The sequence below is a fragment of the Terriglobales bacterium genome, assembly GCA_035543055.1.
Lineage (GTDB): Bacteria > Acidobacteriota > Terriglobia > Terriglobales > Acidobacteriaceae > JAIQFD01.
Genome location: DATKKJ010000225.1, coordinates 1 through 6,245 on the forward strand (window position 1 = coordinate 1; position 6,245 = coordinate 6,245).

Sequence of the window (6,245 nt, forward strand, 5' to 3'; positions counted from 1 at the left end):
CAAGGGCAACGAGATGGCGTTGCAACGGCTGCGCGACGCCGCAGAGCGCGCCAAGATCGAGCTCTCCACCACCATGGAGACCGAGATCAACCTGCCCTTCATCACCGCCGACGCCAGCGGCCCCAAGCACCTGGTGAAGAAGCTGACCCGGGCCAAGCTGGAGGGCATGGTGGAGGACATCGTGCAGCGTTCCGTGGGGCCCTGCAAGCAGGCGCTCAAGGACGCCGGCATCGATGCCAGCAAGATCGACGAGGTCGTGCTGGTGGGCGGGCAGACCCGCATGCCGCGCATCCAGCAGATCGTGAAGGAGCTGTTCGGCCGGGAGCCGCACAAGGGCGTCAACCCCGACGAGGTGGTGGCGGTGGGCGCGGCCATCCAGGGCGGCGTGCTCAAGGGCGACGTGAAAGACCTGCTCTTGCTCGACGTCACTCCGTTGACGCTCTCCATCGAGACCCTGGGCGGCGTGGCCACGCCCATGATCCCGCGCAACACCACCATCCCGACCAAGAAGACCGAGGTCTTCTCCACCGCGGCCGACAGCCAGACGTCGGTGGAGGTGCACGTGATGCAGGGCGAGCGCCCCATGGCGGCGCAGAACCGCACTCTGGGCAAGTTCCACCTGACCGGCATCCCGCCGGCCCCGCGTGGCGTGCCCCAGATCGAGGTCACGTTCGACATCGACGCCAACGGCATCCTCAACGTCACGGCCAAGGACCGGGCCACCAGCCGCGACCAGAAGATCACCATCACCTCTTCTTCCGGCCTGTCGAAGGAAGAGGTCGAGAAGATGGCCAAGGAAGCCGAGGCCCACGCCGACGAGGACAAGAAGCGGCGGGAGGAGATCGAGGCCCGCAACCAGCTCGACTCCATGGTCTACAACATCGAGAAGATGCTGAAGGAGCACGGCGACAAGATCTCGGGCAGCGAGCGCGGCGACGTAGAGAACGCGCTGGCCGACGCCAAGAAGGCGCTGGAGTCGGGCGACGCCGCCCAGATGAAGCACGCCCAGGAGACCCTGACCAAGGCGTCGCATAAGCTGGCCGAGGCCATGTACAAGCAGGCGGGCCCGCCTCCGGGTGGCCAGCCTGGAGAGCAACCGGGAGCGCAAGCCCCCGGCGGCGGCAACGGCGAGGCCAAGAAGGACGAAGGCGTCATCGACGCCGAGTACGTGGACGTGGACACGGATAAGAAATGAGCCAGCGCCGCAAGGCGCGGCTGGATGTAGCCCGGCACCTCGGTGCCGGGTGGCGGTTAGGACAGTGTCCGAGTCCCGTAGGGACGACTGAGATGCGGGGCGAATGATCTCTACGGTCTTCGCCTCGCGTGCTTTACACTCGCGGTGACAAATGGCCACGCAGACGAAGGACTATTACGGCACTCTGGGCGTAAAGAAGTCTGCGTCTGCCGACGACATCCGTAAGGCCTTTCGTAAGCTCGCCCGCAAATACCACCCCGACGTCAATCCCGGCGACAAGAAGGCGGAGGAGCGGTTCAAGGAGATCTCCGAGGCCAACGACGTCCTCTCCGACCCCAAGAAACGCAAGATCTACGACCAGCTCGGCTTCTACAGCGACAATATCGACCCTGCGGCGGCGGAGGCCTACGCCCGCGGCGGCCAAGGCGGCTTTGGCGGCTTCCCCGGACAGGGACGTGGCGGCGCACAGGGCGTCCCCTTCGATTTCGGCGGCTTCGACTTCTCCGATTTCTCCGGCGGCGGCGCCCAGCCCGGAGGCGGCGGCTTCCGCGACATCTTCTCTTCTATCTTCGGCGGCGGCGGACGCGGCCCGCAGGCACGCGGGCCGGAGGCCGGCACTGACCTCGAATACCAGGTCTCGGTCCCCTTCTGGACGGCCATCCGCGGCGGGGTGATGAAGATCAACGTGCAGCACGGCGAGCAGTGCTCCAACTGCCGCGGGGCCGGCGTGCTGATGGGCAGCGGCACCTGCCCGGAATGCGGCGGCAAGGGCCAAGTGCAGCAGACCGTCAACCGCATGAAGTTCAACATGCAGTGCCCGCGCTGCGGCGGGTCGGGCAAGAACCAGACCGTGTGCCACGTCTGCGGCGGCCAGGGCTCGGTGACCCGCACCGAGCCGATGGAGATCCGCATCAAGACCGGCACCCGCGACGGCCAGCGCATCCGCCTGGCCGGCAAGGGCAATCCCGGGAGCCACAGTGGGCCGAACGGCGACCTGTACGTCGTCATCCGCACCGAGCAGCATCCGGTGTTCACTCGCGAGGGCGATGACATCCGCATCACCGTGCCGGTCACGCCCACCGAGGCCGCCCTGGGCGCGAAGATCGAGGTGCCGACCATCGACGGCCGCACCCAGATGAAGGTTCCGCCGGGCACACAGAGCGGGCAAAAACTGCGCCTGCGCGAAAAGGGCGTGCCCTCGGCAACCAAAGACGGCGTCCGCGGCGACGAGATCGTGGAGGTCAAGATCGTTGTTCCGCACGTGCACGACGAGCGCTCGAAGGAGCTGTTCCGCGAGCTGGCCAAGCTGAATCCCGAGGACCCAAGAGCGGAGCTGTGGAGGCAGATCTGATGCCGGGCGTCGGTAGACCGATGAAGAAAGCTGAGGCACTCGGGATTGTTGTCGGCTTGGTTGCTGGGTCTTGTGTTGGGACCTTGTTCAAGCGCGAACTCTGGGCATTCTCAACCATCGGGGCCTTGATTGGATTCGTGATCGGCGATCTCTCATATTGGCTACAGGAGAGATCGGCGCGTAAGGAACGCGAGGAGATACGCGAATCAGTACGCAACAAGAGTTAGTGGAATGGCGAAAAGAAAATCCAAAGGCGCGTACATGATCTCCGCGGTGGCGGAGATGTACGGCATCCATCCGCAGACCCTGCGCCTGTACGAGCGCGAGGGGCTGCTGAAGCCGTCGCGCACCGAGGGCAACACGCGCCTCTACACCGACGAGGACCTGCAGCGGCTGGAGTTCATCCTCTCCCTGGCCCGCGAGCTGGGGGTGAACATCTCCGGCATCGCCATCATCCTGCAGATGCGGGAGCGCATGGAGGAGATGCAGCGCCAGATGCAGCAGTTCTTCGTCGAGTTCCAGAAGCAGGTGCTGGAGCATGCCCACCCCGATCCCGCGCGGGGCGCCATCATCCCCATCCGCCGGCCGGTCCCGCCGCCCAAGAAGTAGTCGCTTGGCCTTCGGAAACCGCCCTCCAACATGGCGTCATCCTGAGGGGCCTTGGCCCCGAAGGATCTTGCGTGCAGCACGCGCGATGCTTCGCGCCTGAAGGCGCTCAGCATGACGCCATCGTCAGGTTGCCGGTGACGAGCAGCAGCCCCCTGCTATATCCTCACTTTTCGGCTCCTATGCTGCCTTTCAAGCTGGTGTACAGCGACGGCTACTATCTGCCCATCGGGGACCATGTCTTCCCGGCCGAGAAGTTCCGCCTTATCCACAACCGTCTGCTACAGGACAAGCTGGCCGGCCCCGAGGACTTCCTGGAGCCGCAGCCCGCCTCCGATGACGACGTGCGCCTGGTGCATACCCCCGAGTACGTGGAAAAGCTGAAGACCGGCACCCTCACGCCCCGGGAAGAGCTGCAGATGGAGATTCCCTACTCGCCGGAGCTAGTGGGCGCCTTCTGGCTGGCGGCCGGCGGCAGCATCCTGGCGGCGGAGCGGGCGCTGCGCGATCGCGTCGCCTTCCAGGTCGGCGGCGGATTCCACCACGCCTTTCCCGACCACGGCGAGGGCTTCTGCATGATCCACGACGTCGCCATCGCCATCCGCCGCATGCAGAGGGACGGCAGGGTCAGGCGCGCCATGACGGTGGACTGCGACGTCCACCAGGGCAACGGGACCGCGGTCATCTTCGGCGAGCCGGGAGCGCAGCCGCTGCCGTCGTGGGCGCGCGCGACCATGAGCCGCATCGGTCCTGACTCCGAGTCCGCCCACTTCGACGGCGACGTGTACACCATCTCCCTGCACCAGGAGAACAACTACCCAGCGTGGAAGCCGCCCTCCACCATCGACGTCAACCTGCCCGACGCCACCACTGACGACGAATATCTCTCTTGGCTCGACACCGCGCTCAGCTCCGCCCTGCGCCAGTTCGATCCCGAGCTGATCTGCTACATCGCCGGCGCCGATCCCTACCGCGAAGACCAGCTCGGCGGGCTGCTGCTCACCATCGAGGGCCTGAAGAAGCGTGATCTGATGGTCTTCCAGGCGGCCAAGGCACGCGGCGTGCCGGTCATGGTGACCTTCGCCGGCGGCTACGCCCAGCACGTCGAGGACACCATCACCATCCACTGCAACACGGTGCGCGCTGCCCAGGAAGTGCTCGCGCCCGCGCCCGCCCGCTCGTGACTCCCGTCCTTGCCTCCTGCCGCAAAGCAAGCTAGAGTTTCCGCGCAATTCCCTGGAGGTCCTATGGCCGTCACCGCTATGAAAGCCAAGGAGAAGCCTTATCGCGTGCTGTCGCCGCGCGTCACCGAGATCCATCTGGAAGAGGAACTGAACCGCGCCTGGGCAGATGGCTACCAGCTCCAGTTCGTGGTGCCCAGCGCCGGCCCCCACGACCGCAACGTGTTCCTGATCATGACGCCGCGGAAGGGCAAGTAAGATCGAGCGATCTGGCCATCTGGCGAATTCACTTGGCTCGATGGCCCGATGATCACATGAAACTTCGTCTGATCCGCCACGCCTGCCTCATCGTCGAGTATGCCGGCCACCGGTTGCTCGTGGACCCGCAGCTGGACCCCGCCGGTGCGCGGCCGGCCATCGAGAACACCCCCAACCCGCGTAACAATCCCCTCGTGGACCTGCCCATACCGGTGAACGAGCTCTTGCGTGGCGTGGACGCAGTGCTGGTGACGCACACCCATCGCGATCACTGGGACGGCACGGCGGAGAAAGAGATTCCGAAGGACCTCCCGCTCATCGGCCAGCCGGAAGACGAGCCAAAGTTCCGCGCCGCTGGATTCAACAACGTGACCGGCATGGGTAAGACCCTGGAATGGAGTGGCGTTTCCCTCCACCGCACGGGCGGGCAGCACGGCACCGGCGAGATCGCCAGGAAGCTGGCGCCGGTTTCCGGCTTCGTCCTGCGCGCGCCCGGCGAGCCGACGCTCTACATCGCCGGCGATACAGTCTGGTGCGATGAGGTCGCCGGTCCTCTGCGCGAATTCCGTCCCGACGTGACCGTGCTCAACGCCGGCGGCGCCCGTTTCCTTCAGGGCGACCCCATCACCATGACGCCGGAAGACGTCATCACCGTCTGCCAGGCCGCGCTGAAAACGCAGGTGGTCGCCGTGCACATGGAGGCCATCAACCACTGCCTCGTCACCCGCGACAACCTCGCCTTCCAACTCGATGCCGAGCGCCTGCGCGACCGGGTCGCCATCCCGGCGGATGGGGAATGGGTGGGCCTTCCTGCCATTGCGAGCGCAAGACCTTGACCGCAGAGATCGCAGAGCCCGCAGAGAGCCTTTTTCAATCCGTTCCTCTGCGCTCTCTGCGTTCTCTGCGGTCAAATCTCGGCTGATACAATAGGGTTTGCAGCGGTCTTTCCGCCTATGTTTGAGAACCTTTCCGAAAAACTGCAACGCGCCTTCAAGAACCTGCGCGGGCAGGGTGTGCTCAACGAGGAGAACATCTCCGAGGCCCTGCGCGAGATCCGCCTGGCGCTGCTCGAAGCCGACGTCAACTTCAAGGTGGTCAAGGAGCTAGTGGACCATATCCGGGAGAAGGCGGTCGGCCAGGAAGTGATGACCGCCCTGTCGCCCGCCGAGCAGGTGGTCAAGATCGTCCGCGACGAGCTCATCAACGTCCTGGGCAAGGACACCGCCAAGCTCAAGTTCGCCTCCCAGCCGCCCACGGTCGTCCTGATGGCCGGCCTGCAAGGCTCCGGCAAGACCACGACCTCGGGCAAGCTGGCGCATTGGCTGAAGGCCGGAGGACATCGCCCCATGCTGGTCTCGGTGGACGTCTATCGCCCGGCCGCCCGCGAGCAGTTGAAGATCGTCGCCGGCGCCATCAAGGGCAATCTGTACGAGGGCCAGGTCACGGAAGCCAATACCGCCACCGTCGAACGTCTCGCCAAGGAAGCGCGTCGCGAGGCCATCAACACCGGCTGCGACGTGCTCATCGTGGACACTGCCGGCCGCCTGCACATCGACGAGCAGCTCATGGAGGAGATGCAGTCGCTCAAGAAGCTGCTCAACCCCCAGGAGATCCTGTTCGTGGCCGACGCCATGACCGGCCAGGACGCGGTCAA

Annotated in this window: 7 protein-coding genes; all 7 read left to right on the forward strand. The window is 65.4% G+C overall.

Going from position 1 to position 6,245, the window contains the following annotated elements; all coding sequences use genetic code 11:
* Window positions 1–1,195, forward strand: a 1,195-nt coding sequence (locus tag VMS96_14495) for an Hsp70 family protein (protein ID HVP44637.1), incomplete at its 5' end; no start/stop codon positions are given.
* 151 nt (window positions 1,196–1,346) lie between these two features.
* Window positions 1,347–2,546, forward strand: coding sequence for a J domain-containing protein (locus VMS96_14500; GenBank protein HVP44638.1), 1,200 nt, complete (start codon window positions 1,347–1,349; stop codon window positions 2,544–2,546).
* Between the two features lie 231 nt (window positions 2,547–2,777).
* Window positions 2,778–3,155 (forward strand): helix-turn-helix transcriptional regulator, encoded by a 378-nt coding sequence (locus VMS96_14505; GenBank protein HVP44639.1) that lies wholly within the window; start codon window positions 2,778–2,780, stop codon window positions 3,153–3,155.
* Window positions 3,156–3,334: 179 nt separating this feature from the next.
* Entirely contained in the window at window positions 3,335–4,336 is a 1,002-nt protein-coding gene (locus tag VMS96_14510; protein ID HVP44640.1) for a histone deacetylase, read from the forward strand.
* A 63-nt stretch (window positions 4,337–4,399) separates the two neighbouring features.
* Window positions 4,400–4,591, forward strand: a complete 192-nt coding sequence (locus VMS96_14515; GenBank protein HVP44641.1) for a hypothetical protein — start codon at window positions 4,400–4,402, stop codon at window positions 4,589–4,591.
* Window positions 4,592–4,647: 56 nt separating this feature from the next.
* Window positions 4,648–5,427 carry an MBL fold metallo-hydrolase gene (locus VMS96_14520; protein ID HVP44642.1) on the forward strand — a complete coding sequence of 260 codons (780 nt, stop codon included), beginning with the start codon at window positions 4,648–4,650 and terminating at the stop codon, window positions 5,425–5,427.
* 117 nt (window positions 5,428–5,544) lie between these two features.
* The coding region (locus VMS96_14525) for a signal recognition particle receptor subunit alpha (protein ID HVP44643.1) at window positions 5,545–6,245 on the forward strand (701 nt) is incomplete at its 3' end.